The sequence below is a fragment of the Pseudomonas sp. C5pp genome, from assembly GCF_000814065.1.
In the GTDB taxonomy this organism is placed as follows: Bacteria; Pseudomonadota; Gammaproteobacteria; order Pseudomonadales; family Pseudomonadaceae; genus Aquipseudomonas; species Aquipseudomonas asiatica.
Genome location: NZ_JWLN01000013.1, coordinates 86,017 through 109,681 on the forward strand (window position 1 = coordinate 86,017; position 23,665 = coordinate 109,681).

Here is a 23,665-nt window from a genome sequence, read left to right on the forward strand (position 1 = left end):
CCCCGTTTACGCTATCTGACAGGCAACAGCGCTTGCCCGCGGAACCCCATCAAGGCGCCGACGCGGTTGTCACCTGCACGGCCGGGCCAACTGCAACCGGCTCGGGCATCGCTACATCGCCGCCCAGCTGGCGGATTTGCCGAATCTGCTGGACCCTGTTCAGGTTTTCCCAGGCGACGGGGTAGTGCCCCGGCGACAACTCGATCGCGCTGCGGAAAAACTGCTCGGCCACATCCAGCTTGCCTTCCACCAGGCAGACATAGCCGACATCATTGCTGGCCTCGGCACGCTTTTCGACCTGTTCGAAGGCAGACACAGCCTCCTCATAGCGCCCCATGCGAGCCAGCAGCAGTCCATAGTTGCGCCACAGCGGCTTGTAGGTGCCGTCGTAGCTCACCCCACGCTTGTACCTGAGTTCGGCTTCAGACCATTGCCCGGCCATGTAGTAGGAATACCCCAGGCTGTTCTGCACCAACGCCGAACGTGGATCGATGAGTTCGGCCAGGCGGTAATAGGTTTGCGCCTCGGCGAAGTTGTCGGCCAGATCCGCCAACACCCCCAGCCCGTTATAGGCCTTGAGCGGTGACTTGCCGTCGACCCTGAGCGCAGCCGCCCCTGTCTGGCTGTTGGCCGGGTCCTTGACGAAGCGTTTCTGATCCACGGCAACTGCTTTCAACAGCATTGCCTTGGCCTGCTCATGTTTACGCATGGACAGGTTCAGCAGGCCCATTTCCGTCAGGGCATCGGGGTTATCAGGCGCCTTGCCCAGTACCTCGGTGAAGGCCATCTCGGCAAGCTGGTTATTGCCGCGCTCGCGGTGAATACGGCCAACCCAGACCAGGGCTTCATAACGTTCGGGCTCCAGCTCAAGGACGCGCAGGTACTGGTACAGTGCCTGGTCCAGGTCACCGGCCTGGTAAGCCATCGCGGCCATCTGCATTGCCTGGTCGGGCGAGTTGCTCTGCGACTGCACCTGGTAGAGCACCGAATTGCCACCGGAGTAGACAGAACGCACCCCATTCAGGTCAGGCCCAGTGCTCTGGCATCCCGAAAGCACGGCTATCATGGTCAACAGCAAACTGATCCTGTTCATGTCATGGATTCCCGAACGTTCTAAGTATCCCGATGATCACCGGGCCGATGGCAACCAGAAAAAAGCTTGGCCACAAACAGAAAATTAGCGGAAAAACCAGCTTCGTTCCGATTTTCGCGCCCATTTCTTCTGCGGCCTGCATGCGCCGGTCACGAAACTCCTCGGCATAGATGCGCAAGGTAGCCGCTACACTGGTGCCGAAGCGGATGCTTTGGGCCAACAGGCTGACCAGGCCCTGAATGTCTTCCAGGCCAGTGCGATCTGCCAGTTGCCTGAGCGCTTCGGTACTGGAAATGCCGGCGCGGATCTGCGCATTGACCAACGCCAGCTCCTCGGCCAGTTCGGCTTGGCTGACCGCCATTTCTTCGGCCACTCGTTCGATAGCCTGGGGCAACGCCAGGCCCGATTCCACGCAAACCACCATCAAGTCCAGGGCATCAGGAAAGGCCGCGCGCAACCGGCCCTGCCGAGCATTCTTGCGCTTGTCGATGTACACGGCCGGCAGCAGCCATCCGACAGCAGCGCCCATGGCTACCAGTCCCATGATCTTGAGCGGGGAAAGATTGGGAATCAGCGGCAGTATCAACAACGAGATACCCATCAGCATCAACGGCAGCAGCAAACGCACCGCCCAGTACACCTGTACCGCTGAAGCCGAGCCATATCCAGCATGGGTCAACAGGGCTCGGGTGGCTGACACTTGCCCCTCCGTAGACGGGGTAACGCGCCGACCTACACGCTCCAGTAGAAGCTGCAGGCTTCCTGGCGGCTCCCGACCGGCCGCGGCGCTGGAGTGGTCACGCTTGATCAATGCAAGACGGCGTTGCAGTGGGCTCTGCAGCCCCAGCACCAGCAACGTCACGGTAATAACCGCAATGACCGTGCTCATCCCGATCGCACCAACGATCAGCAGGCGTGCCAATGCCTCACTGTCCGTCACCCCACTCAACAAACCGAGCAAATAGTCCATGACCGACGCCCCCGTGCGAGAACTGCCTAGATCTGGATACGAATGATTTTACGAATCCAGAAAATCCCCACCAACATGGAGCCAAAAGCCCCCATGACCAACATTTGCCCAGTGGGATCCTTGATCAGCAACGTCAGATAGTCCGGGCTGGTAATAATGATCGCTGCCGCCAACAGGAAGGGTATGGCCACCAACACCCAAGCCGACATTCGCCCTTCAGCCGACATTGTCTTGATCTTGCGCTGAAACCGGAAACGCCCGCGTATCAAATTGCTCAGCCGTTCCAGTACTTCCGTCAGGTTGCCGCCAGTCTCACGGTGAATGAGGATCGAGGTGACCAGCATCATCACCGTCATGCTTGGCATCCGCTCCAGAAGGCCAAGCATGGCCCTGCGTACATCATTACCGTAGTTGATATCGGCGAAAGTCAGACCGAATTCATGCGCAACAGGTCCCTTGTGTTCATCTGCCACCAAACGCAGGGTTTCATTGAAGGGGTGCCCGGCGCGCAACGCCCGGCACATGGCTTCCAGCGCATCGGGCAAGCCCTCCTCGAACTTGGCGAAACGCCTGCCACGGTCATGGGAGATTTTCAGCAGTGGCAGCCAGAACGCCACGAACGCTGCCGCCAGCGCCAGCCACCAGTAAGGGAAGAACATCCAGGCCAGCATCCCGGCAGCCGCTGCCAGAGCCAACCCCAGCAGCAGTACCCGATAGGCCCGGTACTCATGGCCGGCCTGCTCGATCAGTTGCGTCAGCGTCGCCATGAAGGGCAATTGCTCGAGCCGCGCCTCCAGCGGCGACAAGCGCGTCAGGTATTTCTGCCGCAGCACGGTCTGCATGTTCGGCAGATGGCTTGCCCGCTCCAGGAGCACAAGTCGGCTGCGGATACGCTTGCGTACCTTGCCCGCCTCGCCGAACACCGGGACCACCAGGCCTTGGCTGAGAAGAAACACGGCAACGAACACCATGCCAAGAAATATCAGGATGTATTCACCAGGTATCTGGCTCATGATTGACGAGCCTCCATCCATTCAGGCCTGAACATCGACAAAGGCAACTCGATCCCGCGCTTGGCCAAGGCATCGCGAAAGGCCGGGACCATGCCACTTGGCCGAAAGTCACCAAGCACCTGGCCCTGCTCGCCCACACCACTGCGAACAAAAGAGAAGATCTCGGTCATGGTGATGATTTCACCCTCCATGCCGTTGATCTCCTGCACACTGACCAACCGCCGCTTGCCGTCTTCCTGCCGTTCCAGCTGGATCACCACATCGATGGCCGAGGCGATCTGCTGGCGCATGGCCTTGATCGGGAATGTAGCGCCAGACATCAAGACCATGTTCTCGACCCGGCCCAACGCATCGCGCGCGGTGTTGGCGTGGATGGTAGTCAGTGAGCCATCGTGTCCGGTGTTCATCGCCGTCAGCATGTCCAGCGCCTCGGCGCCACGCACCTCACCGATCACGATACGGTCTGGGCGCATCCGCAGGCTGTTGCGCACCAGCTCACGCTGGCCCACCTCGCCGCGCCCCTCGATGTTCGCAGGCCTTGTTTCCAATCGCACCACATGCGGCTGCTGCAACTGCAGCTCGGCCGAGTCCTCGATGGTGACGATGCGCTCGTTGTGGGGAATGAAACTGGACAGCACATTGAGCATGGTGGTCTTGCCGCAGCCGGTGCCGCCGGAGATCAGCACGTTCAGCCGCCCCCGCACGATCGCCTTGAGCAGCAACGCGATGGCCGGGGTCAGGGCGCCCGCCTGGATCAGGCTGTCGACGTTGAGCAGGTCCACCGCAAAGCGGCGTATCGAGATACTTGGCCCGTCGATGGCAAGCGGCGGGATGATCGCATTGACCCGTGAACCGTCCTTGAGGCGTGCATCGACCAACGGCGAAGACTCGTCGATACGCCGGCCGAGGCTGGAGACGATGCGGTCGATGATGTTCAGCAGGTGCTGATCATCGCGAAAACGCACATCGGTGCGCTGCAACTTGCCGAACCGTTCGACGTACACCGAGTCATGGCCGTTGACCAGAATGTCGGACACCGTATGGTCGGCCAGCAGCGGCTCCAGCGGGCCAAGGCCAAGCACTTCGTCAGTGATCTGCTTGATGATCAACTGGCGGCTGGCAGAGCTCACCGGCGCCGAATGCTCGTCAAGCAGACGCTGGCAGATATCGCGGATCTGCCGCACGGCCTCGGCCTGCTCGAGCGAGTCGAGCAAGGACAGGTCCATGACCTTGAGCAGTTGCGCATAGGTTTTTTCCCGCCACTCGGCTTCCACCGATGTAACCTGGCTTTTCGTTTCAAACAGAACATCCGGTGCCGAATGTTCCCACGCCATCAGCGCCTCTGCCGGGTCCTTAGCGCCGCCACCCTGCTTCGACGGCGTCGATGCCTCGGGGGTGACTGCCTGTTTGCGCAAACGGTTACGGAAATCGCTAAGCATGGTTCACCCCCGAAAAACACGTTTGAAGGCGCGTTTGAACAGTCCGCTGTCTGTGGCCACCTGCTTGCCCACCAATTCCTCGGCCAGCCCACGCAGCGCTTGGGTGATCGCCGAGCGAGGTGCTTGCAGGCCTAATGGCACACCTGTGTTCTGGCTCTGATTGATAACGCTGAAGTCATTCGGCAGTTTCACGATATTGGTGCAACGCAGCGCCTCGCCGATATCCTTGAGGCTGACCGGCGCCGCCTTGTCGTAGCGGTTGACCACCACCTCCAGCTGATTGCCGCGCACGCCCAGGTCATCGCGCAGAATGCGCGCCAGGGAACTGGCGTCGCGCAGGTGGTTGACGCTCTGCTGCATCACGACGTACACCCGGTCGGCCTGCTCCAGCACCGAGGCGGTGATGTGATCGATCTGCCGCGGCAAGTCCGCCACCACCCAGTGATAGTTGGCCCGCGCCAGCTGCAGCAGCGCATCGAGCTGTTCAGCCTGGACATCCTGCGGCAGGCACAGCTCATTGGCGCGGCTGCCAAGCACATGCAAGGACGGGCTGAAATGGCTGCAGAAGCCGCGCAGTGCAACACCATCCATTTCCTTTATCTGCTGCAACACGTCCAGTTGGCTGTGCGACTGCGCCACATCCAGATGATGCGACACGCTGCCAAACTGCAGGTCCAGGTCAAGCAGCAGCGCGTTGCCCTTGAGGCTGAGCTGATGCGCCAGGTTACAGGCCAGCACCGTGCCGCCGGAGCCACCCTTGGCATTCATCACCGCAACCAGTTTGCCTGTTGCCGTGCTGTTGGTCTGGGTTTCCATGACCATACGGTTCAAGGCAGCGATAAGCTCCGTGGCAACGATAGGCTCCGGCAGAAAATCGCGCGCACCGGCCTGCATCGCCAGGCGCATGCCTTCCCGATCATCCAGCAGGCCACACACCAACAGCGGCGGGCGCTCATGGGCCGGGCGTTGCAACAGGGCCGCCAGTTCCTCACGCCACAGCTGGCCAACGCGCAGCAGCAGGAAATCGGGCATCCGATCCAACCCATAAAGCGGGTCGCAATGCCCATTGCTCACCTGACGAACATTCACCTCCAGACCGGCGATGCGCTGACAAATTTCTTGCAGCTGGCGCAAGGCCAAGGCGTCGGAGCTGCTGATCAACAGACGCATCCCGGGTTTGATGGAGGTAGCGGATACGGAAGATTCCCTAAGATTCAGCATGGCGTGATCTCCGGTACGACATCCGCCTCGGTATGACGCCCGAGGCTCTCTCGAGGTAAGGTCGCCTTGAATACTGGCAGGGTAATGGGCACCCCAAAACCTGGAATAAACAGGCTGAATTGAAAGTTCTGCAGCGTCAGCTGCACATAGCGGACGGCGGCAAACCCGGTGGCACTTACCAGATCACCGGGGTTGGCGACCTGTGCACCGTTCTTGTCCAGGTAACGCAGGGTCAGGTCCGAGGTGTCCAGGCCGGCCAGCAGGGTGCTGGCACCACTGTCGCCCGCACTGTTGAATATGGCCCTGCGCAGCACCACTGGATCGCTGATATTGCACACCGCAGCCAGGCGTGCGCCACGCCGCACGGACTCATTCAAGACGTTCACGGTGTAGTACAGCCGGCCTATTTCCAGCACCCCGAACAGCAGCGTGAACATCAACGCACTGACAATGGCGAACTCCACCACGTAAACGCCCTGCATGCTTCTGCGCTTCATCACAGTGCCCTCATCACGGTGGTAGCGACCAACGGGAAGTTCAACGCGGTGCCGTTGCCGATAAAGGCCGGAATGCCGTTGGCGATCAGCGGGGAAAAGACCGCGCTGATGGTCACCTGCACGTGGTCGTTGGTACCCGCCACCTTGGCAACCTGCACGGTGGTATTGGCCGGCATCCCGGTCAGGCTGCAGGGCGGTGCGGAAGGTGCACCGTACACTGCCACTTTCTTGGTCATGCACTCGAGGTCGGCGCTAACCTCGACCTTGCCAAGGGTCGAGTTCCAGGCCTGGCTGGCGACGAAGCGCGCGGCATCACGGCTGCCCTGCAGCAGGCTGTTGTACTGGTAAAGCATTCGGCCGAATTCGCCGAAGGCCAGCAAGGTCAGGAGCAACAGCGGCAGGGTGATGGTGAATTCGACGATTGCCACCCCTTGCTGACGCTGCGCACGCTTGAGCCGATAGAGTTCCATGACGCGCTCCTAGGAGTCGGTGCTCGGTGTGCCACTGCCACTGATAAAGGTTTTGTACAGCTGGATGATCTGCGGGCCGGAATCGTCCTGCGGCGTAGGCCCGGGCACACCGTCGCCTTCACATTGCTTGACGAACTGGCCGAATATCTGCGAATCCCCACCCGAGTTGTCGGCCGGCTGCACCACGAAGAAACAACCGAAACCGATGACCGGAATCGACGAGGCTCCCGAGTTCTTGCCGGAGCAGTCCCCCACCACGATCTTCAACATGCGCCGCTCGAAAACCCCGTTCGACTGGCACCCCGCCCCCCCGCCGGCGACACATGCGGCGGTCTGCGCGGCATAGTCGTTGTAGTCGAACAGCGGTGTACCGCCAGCAGACAGGTTGCCATTGCTCGAAGTGACGACTTGCCCCTGCTGCTCCACCTGGTGAGGCGTGGTCTTGTCGTTGTACTTCATCACCGGGTTGCTATAGGTCGTCACCAGGTCGGGTGGATAATCCGAACTCTTCAACGACCCGGAGTACTCGCCGAATCGGGTATTCAGACCTTTGACGGACGGGCCAACCGTGTTGCCAGGCTTGGTGTCCACGTTGTCACCGACATTGCGGCAAACCGAACCGCCGCCGGCCATCAGGTCGCCAACGGTCTTGCCACCAGCGCCGAAATCGAGCAGCTGGAAGTTGCCCGGGCCAATCGGGTCGCTGTTCTTGGCAGCCGATTTCAAGACCTCCAGGTCACCAAAGCGATACCCCCAGAACATGCCTGTATCCGGGTTGTATTGAGCCGGGTTGCCACAGACCAGCAGTGGTGCAAGATCACAGGGGCTGGTCGGGCTCGGCCCGGCGGTGGCAATTGCCGTCACACTCTTGGTAGTAGCGGCGCCCTCGGTGAATGATTGGGCAAAGTTCCAGAAAAATCCCGCCAGTGAATAATTCGCCACCGAGACCCGTACGTAGGTGGCATTGGCCGGTCCCGGGTAGGAGAAGGGCCCATAAACATTATCTGCCAACTCCACCACCGCGAATCCGCCAGGGTTGCCGCCGATTGCCGCCGCCAGCTCCTGGTTGCCGGTGGCACTGGCATTTTTTTGCAGAGTGGAGAGCGCGGCATCACGCGTGGTACTGGCAGCATTGCCAGTGCCCATCACCTGACTAAGGGTTTTTGCGCCACTGAGGGCAGCGGCGTCCACGGCATTCTGCAGCCGGGTCTTGTTCAACAACATGTGACCGCCATCGAGCACCAACGCGGCCATCATCAAAATCGCAACCAGAGCGATCACGATGATGACAGTCACTGCCCCCCGCTGTTGACCTGGCGGCGCGGTGAACATCCGTTGAGCTCGAGGAGTCATGGTCACGCCCTCAATCATTACTCAGTTGGATCTGAATCGGCTGACCGACCTGCTGGGCATCGCCGGTCGCCCCCCGATAACCATTGATCACCTTCTCCAGCAGCGGCCCATCAGGGCCTGCGGGCGGCAGCTCAGTGCCTGGGTTGGCGGCCACTTGCTTATCGGCAATCTGCTGGTAGGTGGTCTGGTAGACGCTGTAGCCCAGCGGGCCAACGCGCCCTTCGTCGTACGACATGCAACCCGACAACCCCGACAGCAGCGCGCAACACACGATCATGGTTCTCATGCTGGTTCTCTCCGATCAGTTCAGGTCATGGCCAAAGTTGCCACCGCTGACCCCTAGGCTGACGGGCACCGCGCGCCCCGGCTCGCTGCCCTTGGTCTTGCCGAGCAGGTAGAAGTCCAGGTCGCTGGGCTCGACGAACTTCTCGGTGGGCAGGCGCACCGCCTTGGCATCCACCGGCTTGGCGAGGTGCGGCGTCACCAGGATCACCAGTTCGGTTTCACCGTTGATGAACGACTGGCTGCGGAACAGGTGTCCGAGTATCGGCAGGTCCCCCAGCCCAGGGAAACGGCTGACGAAATCGCGGGTGTTTTCGCTGATAAGACCGGCAATGGCGATGGTCTGGCCATTGCCAAGTTCGACCGTGGACTCGGCGCTGCGCTTGGTCAGCGAAGGAATGACCTGGGTAACACCATCGCCCAGAATGCTGTTCAGGCCAGTGTCGAGTACCAGCGAGTTGACGTTGGAAAGCTCGCTCACCGAGACATTCAGGTTGAGGTTGATACGCCCGGAGTCGAGCACCACCGGCAGGAACTTCACGCCGACACCGAATTCCTTGTATTCGATGGTGATGCCATCATCCTCGGTGATCGGGATCGGGAACTCGCCACCGGAAATGAACTCCGCCTGCTGGCCGGTAAGAGTGGTGAGGGTGGGCTCGGCCAGCACCTTGGCCGAACCATTGTCCTTGGACGCTTCCAGCACCACATTGAAGAGGAAATCGTCGGACAGGAACTGGGCGAACAAGCCTTTGCCGCCACCAATCAGCGAACCTGGCGAAAGGATCGACCCGCCGCCTGGAGTCAGGCCCAGTCCTTGACCATTGTTGAACCCGCCACCGCTCCAGTTGCCGGATGAGCCAAGGGCATTGAAGCGCACGTTGAGGTTCTTGATCAGGCTGCGCTGCATCTCTGCCACTTTCACTTCCAGCATCACCTGCTGGCTGCCACCGACGCTGAGCAGGTTGATCACCTCCAGCGACTGGGCTGGTGCCGCCTCGGCGGCTTCACCCTTGCCTTGCACCACACTCGAGGTTTGTGCGGCATAGGTCTTGGCCACTTTCATCGCTGTGTCCATGGTTGCGGCGCTGCGCACCTGGCCACGCAGTACCAACGCGCCTTGTGCGCTGAACACCTCGATGTTCTCCTCGGGCAGCAACTGGTGCAGTTTGGTCTTGAGCCCGGTGAGGTCATGCACGACCTCCACATCCATGGTCTCGATCAAGCGGTTATTGCTGTCCCACAGCAATACGTTGGTAGTGCCGAGGGAACGGCCGAGCAGGTAGAGCTGGGTCGGGCTGGTGATCAGGATATCGGCGATATCCGGGTTGCCGACCGAAATTTTCCTCACCGGCGTACGAGCGCTGATCGTCCGCGACTTGTAGATGGGCACCTGGACCATGTTGGCGTTGGCCGCCGGCATGGCGCTGTATCCCGATCCCGGTTCTGCAGCCTGCGTCACGCCGACGAACAGCAGCTGCGTACCCAGCCCGCACAACAGGTACATCCCTAGTCTCTGCAAAGTATTCATACATAACTCCTTGCTAGGTATTCTTGTTCCTGCCGAACGTTAGCCATTCGGACGCCTGCCGCCTTAAAACCTTGCTTTCGCTACTTCAACTTCAGTCCCCCGGATAATGGTGACCGCGCCTACTCCACCGTTACCCTTTGCCACCGGTTTTGGTTGGGGTTTGGCTACTGGCGGCGCGGCCTGGACCGGTGCGGCAGCGGCAACGGCTTGCGGTTGCTTCTGAGCATCCAGCGGGTTACGCAGGGCCAGTTGCAACTTCCCTTCCGATTGCGCCTTGACCAGTACCTCGGCCTCTTTGGCCGACATTTCCAGGGTCACGGCACGCACCACTACAGGTTGTGTCTTGTCCGTCCCTGCCGTCTGGTCCACGGCCAGTACGCGCAAGTCCTGGAGAATGGTCCTGGACTCTGAGTCATTACTGCTACCGTCGCTGCGCTTGGTCGCCAGTACATCAACCCGATTGCCCGGCAACAGGAACCCCCCCACCCCGACCACGTCATCCACACGCACCGAAATGGCTCGTTTTTCCGGGGCGATCAGCGAAGCCAGGGTACTGCCCCCCAGGTGCTCAGCCACGCGAGCGCTGCGCAGCACGTCGCCGCGCAGCAGGGCGAAGGTGGCGATCTTGCCAATCACCTTTTCATTGCTGTCGAAGGCATCGTCAGGCACCGCATCCTTGGGCATGCGCACAATGGCGACCTGCTGGGCCTCGATCATCTGCCCGAACGGGATTTCCACTGTGGCCACCACTACGTTCTTCATCTTGTCATCCGGGGCCGCGTTGAGCCGGCCATCAAGCCAGTTGTTGGCCATCAAGGCGGCACCGAGCCCCAGGGTCAGGGAAACGGCAATGAGGATCAGCGTACGGGCACTCATGTCTGCATCTCCTTATCCTAGGAAGTCGATCTGGACGAAGTAGCTACGCCAGGCCCAATCCAGCTCCTGCGGCGACAGCGCCCCCTCGCCCCCCAGATAGCGCTGGCGGTCGAGCGCCATGCTCAGCAGGTCGCGCGGGTGGCAGGGCACCAGCGGCACGCCTTCGGCCTCGTACAGCGCCTGTAGCGCATGGCGCAACAGCGACGGGTCGTAAGCCAGGCCCAGGCGCTCGCACTCCTGGCGCCAGATACGTTCGTATTCATCGACCTTCAGGTAGCTGAACTGCAGCTTGTAGCCGATGCGCCGCAAGAAGGCTTCATCGGCCAGCTCCAGGGGATTGAGGTTGGTGGAGAACACCAGCACCAGATCGAACGGCAGTTCGCAATGGCGCCCGCCACCCAGGTTGAGGAAGTCGCGCTTCTCTTCCATCGGCACGATCCAGCGGTTGAGCAGTTCGGCCGGGGCCATGCGCTGGCGCCCCATGTCGTCGATGATGAACAGGCCGTTGCTGGCCTTGAGTTGCAGGGAGGCCTGATATTGACGGGTACTGGGATCGAAGCGGACGTCCAGTTGCTCCATGCCCAACTCACCGCCAGTGATCACAACCGGGCGTTTGCAGCGCACCAGCCGGCGATCGATGCCTTCGTTCAGCAACAGGCTGGTGGGTTGACTCTCCTCCTCCAGGCGTTGATGCACCTGGGGGTCATACACCTCGATGACCGACTCGTTGATCTCGATGGCATGGGGTACCCAGATGGACTCGGCGAACAGTCGAATCAACCGGCTGCTGACGTAGGTCTTGCCGGTGCCTGCAGGGCCGTAAATCATGATGGCGCGCCCGGAGTTCAACGCTACGCCCAGTTGATCGAGCATGCTCTCCGAGAGCACTACGCCAGCGAACGCCGCGTGCATGTCCTGCGTACTGATGCGGCCATGGTGAATGGTCTGCAGCTTGAGCAGGTCACGGTAGGCACTTACCGGGAAGGGTGCCGCGCCGATGTAGCCGCTGCGCGCCAGTGCATCCCGGGCGGTACCGCGGCCGCGCTCGGTCAAGCCGTATCGCAGCACCTGCCCCCCCGTTTGCACACCGACCTGGCCCAGCACTTCAACGCGACCATCCTTGCGCAGAAAGGCCAGCACTTCTTCTACCACCGCACCGGTCAGTGCCAGGCGCTCGACCAGGCGCGACAGGTCCAGCGTACCGGCGTCGTGCAGGTGCTTGCACAGCAAATCACCGAGAAAGCTTTCCGCCAGGCCAGTCTCACGAACTGTACGTGGCTGAGGTGCCAGGCTCTGCACTGCGTCCTTGTCACAGGCGCAGGCACCACTGTCTCTTAGTGCGTACATGGTTAGCCTCCCAGGCTATAGGCCAAGCGGTAGCCCGAAAAGGCTGACAAGTGTTCCGGACAAAATTGCGACTGAATAAGGAAAAGGCTTGGCTGCAACTTCATCTGTCGCGGGAGCCAAATAGGCCCGTGCTCTTAACATCAACCAGTAGCGCTCTAAAGTAATATGCAACTGACGGCGCACAAGCATTATCAGGATACCGAAAATGCCACCGGCTATAAGACTTGAAAGTGCAGCTGAAAGCGTATCCAGCGGTGTTAGAAAGGCACCAACCATAGCCATCAACTTAACATCACCCGCGGCCATTCCTCCCAGTGTGTACATCGGAAGGAAAACGACAAAGCCTGTGAAGATGCTCAGAACGCCATACCCCAACCCGGCGAGTCCTGAGGAGGCCTGGCCCGCCAAGCCCAAACCCAGCCCCAGCAAAATTAGTATGTTGGGAATGCGATGGCGACGAAGATCGCCCACCACCGCGGTCCCCAGCAGCACAAGCAGCACGACAATGGCGAACATATATTCTTCGAACATTGCTGCTTCCCCTAGTGCGTGCCCAATTATTAATTAAGGAGCAGGAGCAGCCGTGCCGCTAATAGCGTCTTTCAGCTCATTGATCCTATCGCCAACTGCATCCCCCAAGTCAGTGAATGCAGTAACTACGGCAAGAGCCACCAGCCCACCAGCCACCGCATATTCCACAATGGTCAGACCATCTTCGTCTTTGACGAAATTCATTACCGAAGTCTTGATAGTTTGCAGTGTCATTTCGCTCACCTCGCTAAGGACTTTATTTTTCTTCCCAGGCAGTGGTGTTTTGCACTACCTGTTGCGAATGCTAGTCAGAGGGTGACACCAGTGGTTAGGAGATTTTTGCGAATCGCTAGGACTTTTTTGCGGCCATTAGCCAGCATCAAAAAGGGGACGCGGCCACCAGGAAAACAGGCAAGAATCCCGAATATGAGAAGCACTTTCGTACGCATTTGCAGCCGACCCAGGAAAAAGTTCCGGCACGTTAGTCCAAAGCCGACAAACGGTCGTCATACATCAGAACGTGACGAAAAACGGAACCTGTCTAACATCAGGGTTTTACGAAATGCTTAGATCGCCGTAATCAAAAAAGATCTAAGGTAATAACCAAATTGCTCGGCGAGTTAATAGTGTTTTGGCAATACTGCTGCTCGTAGGGAAACTCCCCAGCATAAGGTTAAGTCACGATGTCTAACCCGGGCACAAAGCCGCTGCTGTTGTGGTTCGATCTGACACGCGATCATTCCACCGAAGCGCTGATGGCACAGTTCAGTCATGTCTGCGATTGCAAACTGGCGAAGGCCGTGGCGCATTCCGAACGCCAGCAGGCAGACATGATCTGCATGCATTTCGATCGCCCCGACACCCTCAACCTCAACCTGCTGCTGGAAGTGAAACGCAACTCACCGTCCATACCGATCACCATGTTCACCGTGCAGCACTCCGAAGAGCTGGCTGTCTGGGCCATGCGTTCGCGGGTCTGGGAGTATCTGGTATTGCCGCTGACAAGCGGTGAGAAAAGTCGCTACATCGATGTCCTGAAGCAGCTTTGCGACATACGCCGCGCCAGCAAGACCTCAGGCAATGCGCAGCGCATCGACCACCTTCCCTCTTTGCCGGACAGCATTCGCCTGACCGGTGAACACCACAAGCACCAGGCGCTCAGCAAGGTCATGCCATACATCGACCAGCATTTTCGCGAATGCATCGACCAAAAGGACATCGCACAGCGCTGCGGCATGACCACGGCCCGCTTCAGCCGCCTGTTCAAGGAAGTCAACGGCGTTGGGTTTCTGGATTACATCCTGAGCAAGCGCATGAACCTGGCCATGGACCTGCTCGTCAACAGCCAGATGCCGATTACCAGCATCGGCTATGAGGCCGGCTTCAAGGACCCATCCTACTTCGCCCGTGCCTTCAAGCAGGTCAGCAACTGCACACCCAGCGAATACCGACATGCCCGCCAGCTCGGAGCGTCGGTCAGCGAAACCGAGGCTCTGAAAGGTCCAGAGGCGCCACTGATGGATAACGTGTTACCGAGTGCGACATTTCACAAGAGCCGCTGAAGAATCACACGCCAGGCAGCAACCCATCCGCACGCAACAGCGTCTCCAGGCAATGCTCCTTCACCCCATAGAACGCCTTGAGCTGCCCGATCTTCTCCAGCAACGCGCCGTTGTCCCCTGCCTGGCGCCGCTTCACCGCAAGAATCATCTTGTTCTTGTTGGTGTGCTCCAGCGAAATGAACTCGAACACCTTGGTCTCGTACCCGCAGGCTTCGAGGTACAGCGCGCGCAGGCTGTCGGTCAGCATTTCGGCCTGCTGGCCCATGTGCAGGCCGTACTGCAGCATCGGTTGCAACAACCCCGGGCTGTGCAATTGCGGGCGGATCTGCTTGTGGCAGCACGGCGAGCACATGATGATCGCGGCGTTGCAGCGGATGCCGGTGTGGATCGCGTAGTCAGTAGCAATGTCGCAGGCATGCAGGGCAATCATCACTTCGATGGCCTCGGGCACCACGCTACGCACGTCACCACACTGGAACTCCAGGCCCGGGTGCTCCAGACGCAAGGCGGCGGCGTTGCACAGGTCGACCATGTCCTGGCGCAGCTCGACGCCCGTTACCTGTGCTTCGCGGCCCAGGCTATTGCGCAGGTAGTCGTGCATGGCAAAGGTCAGGTAGCCCTTGCCTGAGCCGAAGTCGGCCACCCGTAGCGCCTGCTCCGCCGGCACCGGTGCACTGGCCAGGGCGTGGTCGAAGACTTCGATGAACTTGTTGATCTGCTTCCACTTGCGCGACATCGACGGGATCAGCGCGCCTTGTGCGTCAGTAACGCCGAGGTCACGCAGGAACGGCCGTGAAAGCTCCAGATAGCGCTTCTTCTCGCGGTCATGGCCGCTGCTACTGGAAGCTTCGCGTGGCGCCTGTGCGCCGTGGCGCTGGAGCATGGGCTTGCCCTTCTTGCTGAAGGTCAACTGCACTTCACCGTCGGCATCGAACAAGTGCGCGTTGCGGAAGCTGTCCGGTAGCAGCTCGGCGACCAGCGCCTGTGCCTGCTCCAGCGCCAGATTGCGGGTGATGTCGCGGGTCTGGTGGCGATAGACCAGCGACAGGCACGGCTGGCCCTTGACCTGCAGCGGCTTGGCAATGATCCGTTGCAGGGTCTGGTCGGCACCGACATGGCGCGCCAATACCAGTTTGACCAGGGTATTGCCATGCAGGGCGGCGTTCAGCAGGTCGAGAAACTGGGTGCGCGCATCCGGCGCGGATGGGGCAGAAGAACTGGCGGACATGGAAAAACGGTGCCTCGGGTAGCGGGGAGCGCATGGCGCAATGCACGCATTCTACAGGGTGGCTAACTTCCTGTGGGAGATCGCCCAGTCCTTTGGGCTGCGCTGTCGCGTAGGGAACCGAATTCGCAAGCGGTACGCGTACCCTGTGGGAGCGGCTTTAGCCGCGAAGAGTCCAACGCGGTATGGCACCGGCTGCGCCGGTGTTCGCGGCTAAAGCCGCTCCTACAGGGGGCGCGTCAAGCCATCGGGTTCGGCTCAATCGAGAATCACCAACCGGTTGGGCAACTCGTTACGCGCATGGGTAGGCGGCACATGTTCGCTGAGCAGTTCGCCGCACGCTTCTATGCACTCCACAAACCCCTGCAAGGTGCGGCCCTGGCGTACCTGTTCGGCAAGGCGGGCGACGATGGCCGCGCGGGCGGTGGCATCCAGATGGCGCTCGATACCGCGGTCGACCAGGATCTCCACATGCCGCTCCGCCTCGCTGACGAAGATCAGTACGCCCGTGGCACCAGCAGTGCGCTGCAGGTTCTGTTCGCGAAACTGCTGGCGGGCCAGGCGCGAAGCACGCCAGCGGCGCAGGGCTCGGGGGATCAGCCAGCCGGCCAGGCGCGGGCTGCGCAGCAGCAGGCACAAGCCTACGAACAGCAGCACATTGGCCACCAGCAAGCCACGCACTCCGGGCCAACCCAGCAGCCAGTGCAACAGGGCCGGCACGGCCAGCGCCAGCACGGCGGCCCAGAACAACGGCCAGTAGGCATAATCGTCGGCCCGGCGGGCCAGCACCGTCACCAGTTCGGCATCGGTGCGCCGTTCGGCACGGGCAATGGCTTCGGCGATCTGGCGCTGATGGTATTCGTCGAGGGGGGTCATGCCGTCGGTCTCTTGAGCGTTCTTATAGTTGTTGTCCCGGCATTCGGGGCTTCATCCGCAGGCGACATATTCAGGCATAATCCGCCGCTGGAAGAAATGCCTGCAAATCGTACAACAATAGCCGCCTGAAAACTTCGGCCGCGCGCGTATCACCGTGGATACGGCACAGGCCTCACAACGGAATTGATGATGAAACTGTCTTTGCTGGGCCTGGCCATGGGCCTTGCCAGTCAGGCGGCACTCGCCGCCCCCTCCGCCCCGCCCCTGCAGGACAAGCAGGCGTTCATCGACCATCTGATCAGCCAGATGACCGAAGCCGAGAAGATCGGCCAACTGCGCCTGATCAGTATCGGGCCGGAAATGCCCAAGGATAAGATCCGCGAGGAAATTGCCGCCGGGCGCATCGGCGGTACCTTCAACTCACGCACGGCCCCCGAGAACCGCCCCATGCAGGACGCGGCGATGCGTAGCCGGCTGAAGATTCCGATGTTCTTCGCCTACGACACCGTCCACGGCGAACGCACCATTTTCCCGATCGGCCTGGGCATGGCCGCGACCTGGGACATGGACGCCGTCGCCAAGGTCGGCCGCACCGCCGCCATCGAAGCCGCGGCCGACGCCCTGGACATGACCTTCGCACCGATGGTCGACATCGCCCGCGACCCGCGCTGGGGCCGCACCAGTGAAGGCTTCGGCGAGGATACCTACCTGACCTCGAAGATCGGCCAGGTGATGGTCCGCTCGTTCCAGGGCAGCAGCCCGGCCAACCCCGACAGCATCATGGCCATCGTCAAGCACTTCGCCCTGTACGGCGCGGTGGAAGGCGGGCGCGACTACAACACGGTCGATATGAGCCTGCCGAAAATGTACAACGACTACCTGCCACCCTACCGCGCCGCGCTCGACGCTGGTGCCGGCGGGGTTATGGTGGCGCTGAACTCGATCAACGGCGTGCCGGCCACCTCCAATACCTGGCTGATGAACGACCTGCTGCGCAAGGAGTGGGGCTTCAAAGGCGTGACCATCAGCGACCACGGCGCCATCCAGGAGCTGATCCGCCATGGCGTCGCCCGCGACGGGCGCGAAGCCGCCAAGCTGGCGATCAAGGCCGGCATCGACATGAGCATGAACGACACCCTGTACGGCGAAGAGCTGCCAGGCCTGCTGAAGTCTGGCGAAGTGACCCAGGCCGAACTGGACCAGGCAGTGCGCGAAGTGCTGGGTGCCAAGTACGACATGGGCCTGTTCAAGGACCCGTACGTGCGCATCGGCAAGGCCGAAACCGACCTGAAGGACTACTACGGCAACGACCGCCTGCACCGCGACGCCGCGCGTGACGTGGCGCGCCGCAGCCTGGTACTGCTGGAAAACCACAACCAGACCCTGCCGCTGAAAAAGGCCGGCACCATTGCCCTGGTCGGCCCGCTGGCCGATGCCCCGATCGACATGATGGGCAGCTGGGCTGCCGACGGCAAACCGGTGCACTCGGTGACCGTGCGCGAAGGCCTGCGCCGCGCCGTGGAGGGCAAGGCCAAGCTGGTCTACGCCAAAGGCTCCAATGTCACCGGCGACAAGGCGATGTTCGATTACCTGAACTTCCTCAACTTCGATGCCCCGGAAATCGTCGACGACCCGCGCCCGCCCGCGGTGCTGATCGACGAGGCGGTGAAGGCGGCGAAGCAGTCCGATGTGGTGGTGGCAGTGGTCGGCGAATCCCGCGGCATGTCCCACGAGTCGTCGAGCCGTACCACCCTGGAAATCCCGGCCAGCCAGCGGGAGCTGATCAAGGCCCTGAAGGCCACCGGCAAGCCGCTGGTGCTGGTGCTGATGAACGGCCGCCCACTGTCGATTGCCTGGGAACGCGAGCAGGCCGACGCCATTCTGGAAACCTGGTTCGCCGGTACCGAAGGCGGCAACGCGATCGCCGACGTACTGTTCGGCGATTACAACCCGTCCGGCAAGCTGGCCATCACCTTCCCGCGTTCGGTCGGGCAGATCCCGATGTACTACAACCACACCCGTATTGGCCGGCCCTTCACACCGGGCAAGCCGGGCAACTACACCTCGCAGTACTTCGAAGAGCCCAATGGCCCGCTGTACCCGTTCGGCTATGGCCTGAGCTACAGCAGCTTCGAGCTGTCGGGGCTGAAGCTGTCGAACAAGGACCTCAAGCGTGGCGACACGCTGGAGGCCAAGGTGACAGTGAAGAACACCGGCAAGGTGGCAGGCGAGACCGTGGTGCAGTTGTACCTGCAGGATGTATCGGCATCGATGAGCCGCCCGGTGAAGGAACTGAAGAACTTCCAGAAGCTGATGCTCAAGCCTGGCGAGTCGCGCACGTTGAGCTTCCGCATCAGCGAAGAAGACCTGAAGTTCTACAATGGCCAACTGCAACGGGTTGCCGAGCCAGGGGAATTCAATGTCCAGGTCGGGCTGGATTCCCAGGCGGTGCAACAGCAGAGCTTCGAACTGCTGTAACTGACAGGTTATGCCTGTACCGGCCCCCTCGCGGGCTTGCCCGCTCTCACAGGTAATGCACAGGTCCATCGGGCTGTGAATCTTCTGTGGGAGCGGGCAAGCCCGCGAATAGGCCAGCCCTGATACCCCATTCATCCGGATCCGCCCCATGCCCTTTTCCGTTCGCGCCCTGCGTCTGGGGCTGATCTCCCTGCTGATCGTGCTGGGCACCGCCCTCAGCGCCGGCTGGGCCATGCACCAGGCCAAGCGCCAGGCCATGGAAGCCGACGCCCAGCGTGCCAGCCAGCAGTTGGGCCTGTACGCCAATGCCCTGCACACGCTGATCGACCGCTACCGCGCCCTGCCCGCCGTGCTGGCGCTGGACCCGGAACTGATCGCCGCCCTGCGCGGCCCGGTCAGCGAACCGATGCAGGACGCCCTGAACCGCAAGCTCGAACGCATCAACGGCGCTGCCAACTCCTCCACCCTCGAACTGCTCGACCGCACCGGCCTGGCCATCGCCGCCAGCAACTGGCGGCTGCCTAGCAGCTATGTGGGCTCCAACTACGGTTTCCGCCCCTACTTCAAGCAAACCCGAAGCCAAGGCAGTGGCCGCTTCTACGCAGTGGGTGTGACCAGTGGCGTGCCGGGCTATTTCCTCGCCAGCGCGGTGAACGACGAGCATGGCCGCTTCCTCGGCGCCATGGTGGTGAAGCTGGAGTTCCCCGAACTGGAGCGCGAGTGGCGCCAGGGCAGCGACATCCTGCTGGTCAGCGATGCCCGTGGCATCACCTTCATCGCCAACCAGGACGGCTGGCGCTACCGTGAGCTGCAGCCGCTCAATGGTGCCGACCGTGCCGAACTGGCCGAAACCCGTCAGTACGACAAGCAACCGCTGGTGCCGCTGCAGCACCAGGTGCTGACCCGCTTTGCCGCCAACAGCACCCTCAGCCGCGTGCAAGGCCCGGAGGGTAGCGCCGAGTACCTGTGGGAAAGCCTGCCGCTGGAAAGTGAAAACTGGACCTTGCATCTGCTGCGCAAGCCGCAGGTGGCCGCCGACGGTCGCAATGCCGCCCTCGGCGCCGCCGCCGTGTGGCTGAGCCTGGTGTTCGCTGCGCTGTTCGTCAGCCAGCGCCTGCGCCTTGCCCGCCTGCGCCAGCGTAGCCGGGAGGAGCTCAAGCGCCAGGTCGAGGAACGCACCCGTGAGCTGCGCACCGCCCAGGAGGGGCTGGTGCAATCGGCCAAGCTGGCGGCGCTTGGGCAGATGTCGGCGGCCATGGCCCATGAAATCAACCAGCCGCTGACCACCCAGCGCATGCAGCTGGAAACCCTGCGTCTGCTGCTCGACCATGGCCGATATGACGAAGCACGCCAGGCACTGGAGCCGCTGGAGCAGATGCTCACTCGCATGGCCGCGCTCACCAGTCACCTGAAAACCTTCGCCCGCAACAGCCCGGTCGGCCTGCGCGAACGCCTCGACCTGGCCACCGTGGTCGACCAGGCACTGCACCTGCTGGAGGCGCGTATTCGCAGCGAAGAAGTGGAGGTAGCCCTGTACCTGGCGCGCCCGGCCTGGGTGCGCGGCGATGCCATTCGCCTGGAGCAGGTGCTGATCAACCTGCTGCGCAATGCCCTCGACGCCATGGCCGACAAGCGCTACAAACGCCTGGAGATCCGCATCGAGCCCGACGGCGAGCTATGGCGCCTGAGCGTGCTGGATTCGGGGGGCGGCATTGCCGAGGCCAACCTGGCCAAGGTCTTCGACCCATTCTTCACCACAAAGCCGGTGGGTGAAGGCCTTGGGCTGGGGCTAGCCATTTCCTACGGCATCGTCCACGAGGCCGGCGGCAAGCTGCAGGCCGAAAACCTGCCTGGCGGCGCGCGCCTGAGCCTTACCCTCCCCCGTGACCTGGAGCCTGCATGTTGAATTCAGTGATCGTCGTCGATGATGAAGCCAGTATCCGCACCGCGGTCGAGCAATGGCTGAGCCTGTCGGGCTTCAGCGTGCAACTGTTCGCCCGCGCCGAAGAATGCCTGGCACACCTGCCACGGCACTTTCCCGGGGTGATCATCAGCGATGTACGCATGCCGGGCATGGATGGCCTGCAGTTGCTCGAACGCCTGCAGGCGGACGACCCCGACTTGCCGGTAATCCTGCTGACCGGCCACGGCGATGTGCCCATGGCAGTGGAAGCCATGCGCAGCGGGGCCTACGACTTCCTGGAAAAACCCTTTACACCGCAGCACCTGCTGGGCAGCCTTCGCAGGGCCCTGGAAAAGCGCCAGCTGGTCTTGGAAAACCGCCGGCTGCACGAGCAGGCCGATCTCAAGTCACGCCTGGAAGGCACACTGCTGGGTATGTCCCAGGGCCTGCAACAGCTGCGTCGGCAAGTGCTGGACCTGGCCAGCCTGCCGGTCAATGTGCTGATCCGCGGCGAAACCGGCAGTGGCAAAGAGCGCGTGGCCCGCTGCCTGCACGATTTTGGCCCGCGCGCCGACAAGCCGTTCGTCGCCCTCAACTGTGCAGCCATCCCCGAGTCGCTGTTCGAGGCCGAGCTGTTCGGCCATGAAAGCGGCGCCTTTACCGGCGCCCAGGGCAAGCGCATCGGCAAGCTTGAGTACGCCAACGGTGGCACGGTGTTCCTCGACGAAATCGAAAGCATGCCACTGGCCCAACAGGCCAAGCTGCTGCGGGTGATCCAGGAACAGAAGCTGGAACGCCTGGGGGCCAACCAGAGCATCAGCGTCGACCTGCGCATCATTGCCGCGACCAAGCCCGACCTGCTCGAAGAAGCCCGCGCCGGGCGCTTTCGCGAAGACCTTGCCTATCGCCTGAACGTGGCCGAGTTGCGCCTGGCGCCGTTGCGTGAACGGCGTGAGGACATTCCACTGCTGTTCGAGCACTTTGCCCGTGCCGCCGGCGAAAAGCTTGGTCGCGCAGCCCCGCCACTGTCGGGCGCGCAACTGGCGCAGCTGCTGTCGCATGACTGGCCGGGCAACGTGCGTGAGCTGGCCAACGCGGCGGAACGGCATGCATTGGGGTTGGGCTCGCCGAACATCGAGGTGACGCCTGCCGGGCAGTCGTTGAGCGAACAGATGGAAGCGTTCGAGGCGCAATGCCTGCGCGCGGCGCTGCGCCAGCACGGGGGCGAAATCAAGGCGGTGATGGAGGCCTTGCAGCTGCCGCGGCGCACGCTGAACGAAAAGATGCAGCGGCATGGGTTGGTGCGCGAGGACTTCATCGGGCGGGAATGAGCGGAAATCCGCTTATCTCGCTCGATCAGCAAGCAAAAAACCGCTCATTAATCTGATTTTCCGGGGCTGCTTTGCAGCCCTTCGCGGGCACGCCCGCTCCCACAAGGAAATGCTCCACGTCAGGAATAACGCGGCTTCTGTGGGAGCGGGCGTGCCCGCGAAGGGGCGCGCAGCGCCCCCATTTGAAGCCCAATGCACCCATTTGGCACACCTTCTGCAATCACCTGTGCAAGCTGCGCCACGGCGCGCTCCACAAAAACAACGAGAAGGTATCCCTGATGGATAATGCCACCTCCCTGCCAGCCGGGGCGTCCACCGCGCCTGCCACAGAAAAAACCACCGCCAGCCGCCTGAAGTCGATCTTCAGCGGGTCCATCGGCAACATGGTCGAATGGTACGACTGGTACGTCTACGCCGCATTCTCGCTGTACTTCGCCAAGGCCTTCTTCCCGGCCGGCGACTCCACCGCACAATTGCTCAATACCGCCGCGATCTTCGCCGTGGGCTTCCTCATGCGCCCGATCGGTGGCTGGTTGATGGGCCTGTACGCCGACCGCAAAGGCCGCAAGGCCGCATTGATGGCCTCGGTACTGCTGATGTGCGCAGGCTCGCTGGTCATCGCCCTGACCCCGGGTTACGAAACCATCGGAGTCGCCGCACCCATCCTGCTGGTCATTGCACGCCTGATGCAGGGCCTGTCGGTGGGTGGTGAATACGGCACCTCGGCCACCTACCTCAGCGAGATGGCCAGCAAGGACCGCCGTGGCTTCTTCTCCAGCTTCCAGTACGTCACCCTGATCTCCGGCCAGCTCATCGCCCTGGCGGTACTGATCGTCCTGCAACAGACCCTGACCACCGAGCAGCTGTATGCCTGGGGCTGGCGCGTACCGTTCGTGATCGGTGCGCTGTGCGCCGTGGTGGCGCTGTACCTGCGTCGCGGCATGGAAGAAACCGCCTCCTTCACCAAGAAGGAAAAGGCCAAGGAAAGCCTGATGCGCACCCTGCTGCGCCACCCCAAGGAGCTGATGACCGTGGTCGGGCTGACCATGGGCGGCACCCTGGCCTTCTACACCTACACCACCTACATGCAGAAGTACCTGGTCAACACCGTTGGCATGAGCATCAGCGACTCGACCACCATCTCGGCCGCCACGCTGTTCCTGTTCATGTGCCTGCAACCGGTGATAGGCGGCCTGTCCGACAAGATCGGTCGACGCCCGATCCTGATCGCCTTCGGCGTGCTCGGCACCCTGTTCACCGTACCGATCCTCAGCACCCTGCACACCATCCAGACCTGGTGGGGCGCGTTCTTCCTGATCATGGCGGCGCTGATCATCGTCAGCGGCTACACCTCGATCAACGCCGTGGTCAAAGCCGAGCTGTTCCCCACCGAAATCCGCGCCCTGGGCGTGGGCCTGCCGTACGCGCTGACCGTGTCGATCTTCGGCGGCACCGCCGAGTACGTGGCCCTGTGGTTCAAGAGCGCCGGCATGGAGAGTGGCTTCTACTGGTACGTGACCGCCTGCATCGCCTGCTCGCTGCTGGTTTACGCAACCATGAAGGACACCAAGCAGCACTCGCGGATTACCACTGAGTGAGTGTGAGCTTGCCGTAATCAAGAAGGGCGCCCCGTTATCGGGGCGCCTTTTTTCATACATGCGAATGCG

General features: G+C 61.7%; 21 protein-coding genes. 5 read left to right on the forward strand and 16 right to left on the reverse strand.

The features are described from left to right. Nucleotides 1–49 precede the first annotated feature (49 nt). From RR51_RS12970 to RR51_RS13035, 14 genes are all read right to left on the reverse strand, one after another. Nucleotides 50–1,093: a tetratricopeptide repeat protein gene (locus RR51_RS12970; protein ID WP_039613745.1), complete on the reverse strand. Its 1,044-nt coding sequence runs from the start codon at nt 1,091–1,093 to the stop codon at nt 50–52. Between the two features lies 1 nt (nt 1,094). Further along, nucleotides 1,095–2,063: a type II secretion system F family protein gene (locus tag RR51_RS12975; RefSeq protein ID WP_039613746.1), complete on the reverse strand. Its 969-nt coding sequence runs from the start codon at nt 2,061–2,063 to the stop codon at nt 1,095–1,097. A gap of 26 nt (nt 2,064–2,089) precedes the next feature. Beyond that, nucleotides 2,090–3,076 carry a type II secretion system F family protein gene (locus RR51_RS12980; RefSeq protein WP_039613747.1) on the reverse strand — a complete coding sequence of 329 codons (987 nt, stop codon included), beginning with the start codon at nt 3,074–3,076 and terminating at the stop codon, nt 2,090–2,092. Beyond that, nucleotides 3,073–4,515, reverse strand: a complete 1,443-nt coding sequence (locus RR51_RS12985; protein ID WP_039613748.1) for a CpaF family protein — start codon at nt 4,513–4,515, stop codon at nt 3,073–3,075. Before RR51_RS12985 ends, RR51_RS12980 begins: the two co-directional genes overlap by 4 nt. Nucleotides 4,516–4,518: 3 nt before the next feature. Beyond that, on the reverse strand, nt 4,519–5,736 hold the full coding sequence (locus RR51_RS12990; RefSeq protein WP_039613749.1) for an AAA family ATPase: 1,218 nt from the start codon (nt 5,734–5,736) through the stop codon (nt 4,519–4,521). Next, nucleotides 5,730–6,233 (reverse strand): TadE/TadG family type IV pilus assembly protein, encoded by a 504-nt coding sequence (locus RR51_RS12995; RefSeq protein ID WP_015271620.1) that lies wholly within the window; start codon nt 6,231–6,233, stop codon nt 5,730–5,732. The genes RR51_RS12990 and RR51_RS12995 overlap by 7 nt, the downstream gene beginning before the upstream one ends. Next, nucleotides 6,233–6,703 (reverse strand): TadE/TadG family type IV pilus assembly protein, encoded by a 471-nt coding sequence (locus RR51_RS13000; RefSeq protein ID WP_039613750.1) that lies wholly within the window; start codon nt 6,701–6,703, stop codon nt 6,233–6,235. The genes RR51_RS12995 and RR51_RS13000 overlap by 1 nt, the downstream gene beginning before the upstream one ends. A gap of 9 nt (nt 6,704–6,712) precedes the next feature. Further along, entirely contained in the window at nt 6,713–8,035 is a 1,323-nt protein-coding gene (locus RR51_RS13005) for a TadE/TadG family type IV pilus assembly protein (protein ID WP_082044693.1), read from the reverse strand. A gap of 31 nt (nt 8,036–8,066) precedes the next feature. Then, nucleotides 8,067–8,342 (reverse strand): hypothetical protein, encoded by a 276-nt coding sequence (locus tag RR51_RS13010; protein WP_039613752.1) that lies wholly within the window; start codon nt 8,340–8,342, stop codon nt 8,067–8,069. A gap of 15 nt (nt 8,343–8,357) precedes the next feature. After that, nucleotides 8,358–9,845, reverse strand: a complete 1,488-nt coding sequence (locus tag RR51_RS13015; protein ID WP_039613753.1) for a type II and III secretion system protein family protein — start codon at nt 9,843–9,845, stop codon at nt 8,358–8,360. A gap of 87 nt (nt 9,846–9,932) precedes the next feature. Beyond that, nucleotides 9,933–10,745 (reverse strand): Flp pilus assembly protein CpaB, encoded by an 813-nt coding sequence (cpaB, locus tag RR51_RS13020; RefSeq protein ID WP_039613754.1) that lies wholly within the window; start codon nt 10,743–10,745, stop codon nt 9,933–9,935. 12 nt (nt 10,746–10,757) lie between these two features. After that, the gene (locus RR51_RS13025; RefSeq protein WP_039613755.1) at nt 10,758–12,092 is read right to left on the reverse strand and encodes an ATPase AAA; all 1,335 of its coding nucleotides are present in this window, start codon (nt 12,090–12,092) and stop codon (nt 10,758–10,760) included. Between the two features lie 15 nt (nt 12,093–12,107). Further along, a complete protein-coding gene (locus RR51_RS13030) occupies nt 12,108–12,623 on the reverse strand; it encodes an A24 family peptidase (protein ID WP_039613756.1) in 516 nt (171 codons plus the stop codon). Between the two features lie 33 nt (nt 12,624–12,656). Then, nucleotides 12,657–12,857, reverse strand: coding sequence for a Flp family type IVb pilin (locus RR51_RS13035; RefSeq protein ID WP_039613757.1), 201 nt, complete (start codon nt 12,855–12,857; stop codon nt 12,657–12,659). A gap of 449 nt (nt 12,858–13,306) precedes the next feature. On the opposite strand from RR51_RS13035, the gene RR51_RS13040 reads away from it, so the two are divergent. Next, nucleotides 13,307–14,185: a response regulator transcription factor gene (locus RR51_RS13040; protein ID WP_039613758.1), complete on the forward strand. Its 879-nt coding sequence runs from the start codon at nt 13,307–13,309 to the stop codon at nt 14,183–14,185. A 4-nt stretch (nt 14,186–14,189) separates the two neighbouring features. Here RR51_RS13040 and RR51_RS13045 read toward each other — a convergent pair whose 3' ends face one another. Both RR51_RS13045 and RR51_RS13050 read right to left on the reverse strand, forming a co-directional pair. Further along, complete coding sequence (locus RR51_RS13045; RefSeq protein ID WP_039613759.1) at nt 14,190–15,413, reverse strand: class I SAM-dependent methyltransferase; 1,224 nt, start codon at nt 15,411–15,413, stop codon at nt 14,190–14,192. A 255-nt stretch (nt 15,414–15,668) separates the two neighbouring features. Next, nucleotides 15,669–16,286: a TPM domain-containing protein gene (locus RR51_RS13050; RefSeq protein WP_013974020.1), complete on the reverse strand. Its 618-nt coding sequence runs from the start codon at nt 16,284–16,286 to the stop codon at nt 15,669–15,671. 186 nt (nt 16,287–16,472) lie between these two features. On the opposite strand from RR51_RS13050, the gene bglX reads away from it, so the two are divergent. The 4 genes from bglX (at nt 16,473) to RR51_RS13070 (ending at nt 23,596) form a co-directional block, all read left to right on the forward strand. Then, a complete protein-coding gene (bglX, locus tag RR51_RS13055) occupies nt 16,473–18,764 on the forward strand; it encodes a beta-glucosidase BglX (protein WP_039613760.1) in 2,292 nt (763 codons plus the stop codon). Nucleotides 18,765–18,912: 148 nt separating this feature from the next. Further along, a complete protein-coding gene (locus RR51_RS13060) occupies nt 18,913–20,670 on the forward strand; it encodes a sensor histidine kinase (RefSeq protein WP_024087686.1) in 1,758 nt (585 codons plus the stop codon). After that, a complete protein-coding gene (locus RR51_RS13065) occupies nt 20,664–21,998 on the forward strand; it encodes a sigma-54-dependent transcriptional regulator (RefSeq protein ID WP_039613761.1) in 1,335 nt (444 codons plus the stop codon). The genes RR51_RS13060 and RR51_RS13065 overlap by 7 nt, the downstream gene beginning before the upstream one ends. A 278-nt stretch (nt 21,999–22,276) precedes the next feature. Next, the gene (locus RR51_RS13070; RefSeq protein ID WP_003258436.1) at nt 22,277–23,596 is read left to right on the forward strand and encodes an MFS transporter; all 1,320 of its coding nucleotides are present in this window, start codon (nt 22,277–22,279) and stop codon (nt 23,594–23,596) included. Nucleotides 23,597–23,665: the final 69 nt, after the last annotated feature.

What these genes read in the sequence shown, in the direction of transcription:
- RR51_RS13040 (WP_039613758.1), top strand. Translation starts at nt 13,307, where the DNA reads ATGTCTAACCCGGGCACAAAGCCGCTGCTGTTGTGGTTCGATCTGACA.
- cpaB (WP_039613754.1), bottom strand. Translation starts at nt 10,745, where the DNA reads ATGAGTGCCCGTACGCTGATCCTCATTGCCGTTTCCCTGACCCTGGGG.
- RR51_RS13070 (WP_003258436.1), top strand. Translation starts at nt 22,277, where the DNA reads ATGGATAATGCCACCTCCCTGCCAGCCGGGGCGTCCACCGCGCCTGCC.
- RR51_RS13050 (WP_013974020.1), bottom strand. Translation starts at nt 16,286, where the DNA reads ATGACCCCCCTCGACGAATACCATCAGCGCCAGATCGCCGAAGCCATT.
- RR51_RS12995 (WP_015271620.1), bottom strand. Translation starts at nt 6,233, where the DNA reads ATGAAGCGCAGAAGCATGCAGGGCGTTTACGTGGTGGAGTTCGCCATT.
- RR51_RS12970 (WP_039613745.1), bottom strand. Translation starts at nt 1,093, where the DNA reads ATGAACAGGATCAGTTTGCTGTTGACCATGATAGCCGTGCTTTCGGGA.
- RR51_RS13060 (WP_024087686.1), top strand. Translation starts at nt 18,913, where the DNA reads ATGCCCTTTTCCGTTCGCGCCCTGCGTCTGGGGCTGATCTCCCTGCTG.
- RR51_RS12985 (WP_039613748.1), bottom strand. Translation starts at nt 4,515, where the DNA reads ATGCTTAGCGATTTCCGTAACCGTTTGCGCAAACAGGCAGTCACCCCC.
- RR51_RS13025 (WP_039613755.1), bottom strand. Translation starts at nt 12,092, where the DNA reads ATGTACGCACTAAGAGACAGTGGTGCCTGCGCCTGTGACAAGGACGCA.
- RR51_RS13015 (WP_039613753.1), bottom strand. Translation starts at nt 9,845, where the DNA reads ATGTACCTGTTGTGCGGGCTGGGTACGCAGCTGCTGTTCGTCGGCGTG.
- RR51_RS12980 (WP_039613747.1), bottom strand. Translation starts at nt 3,076, where the DNA reads ATGAGCCAGATACCTGGTGAATACATCCTGATATTTCTTGGCATGGTG.
- RR51_RS13010 (WP_039613752.1), bottom strand. Translation starts at nt 8,342, where the DNA reads ATGAGAACCATGATCGTGTGTTGCGCGCTGCTGTCGGGGTTGTCGGGT.
- RR51_RS13030 (WP_039613756.1), bottom strand. Translation starts at nt 12,623, where the DNA reads ATGTTCGAAGAATATATGTTCGCCATTGTCGTGCTGCTTGTGCTGCTG.
- RR51_RS13045 (WP_039613759.1), bottom strand. Translation starts at nt 15,413, where the DNA reads ATGTCCGCCAGTTCTTCTGCCCCATCCGCGCCGGATGCGCGCACCCAG.
- RR51_RS13035 (WP_039613757.1), bottom strand. Translation starts at nt 12,857, where the DNA reads ATGACACTGCAAACTATCAAGACTTCGGTAATGAATTTCGTCAAAGAC.
- RR51_RS13000 (WP_039613750.1), bottom strand. Translation starts at nt 6,703, where the DNA reads ATGGAACTCTATCGGCTCAAGCGTGCGCAGCGTCAGCAAGGGGTGGCA.
- RR51_RS13065 (WP_039613761.1), top strand. Translation starts at nt 20,664, where the DNA reads ATGTTGAATTCAGTGATCGTCGTCGATGATGAAGCCAGTATCCGCACC.
- RR51_RS12990 (WP_039613749.1), bottom strand. Translation starts at nt 5,736, where the DNA reads ATGCTGAATCTTAGGGAATCTTCCGTATCCGCTACCTCCATCAAACCC.
- RR51_RS13005 (WP_082044693.1), bottom strand. Translation starts at nt 8,035, where the DNA reads ATGTTCACCGCGCCGCCAGGTCAACAGCGGGGGGCAGTGACTGTCATC.
- RR51_RS12975 (WP_039613746.1), bottom strand. Translation starts at nt 2,063, where the DNA reads ATGGACTATTTGCTCGGTTTGTTGAGTGGGGTGACGGACAGTGAGGCA.
- bglX (WP_039613760.1), top strand. Translation starts at nt 16,473, where the DNA reads ATGATGAAACTGTCTTTGCTGGGCCTGGCCATGGGCCTTGCCAGTCAG.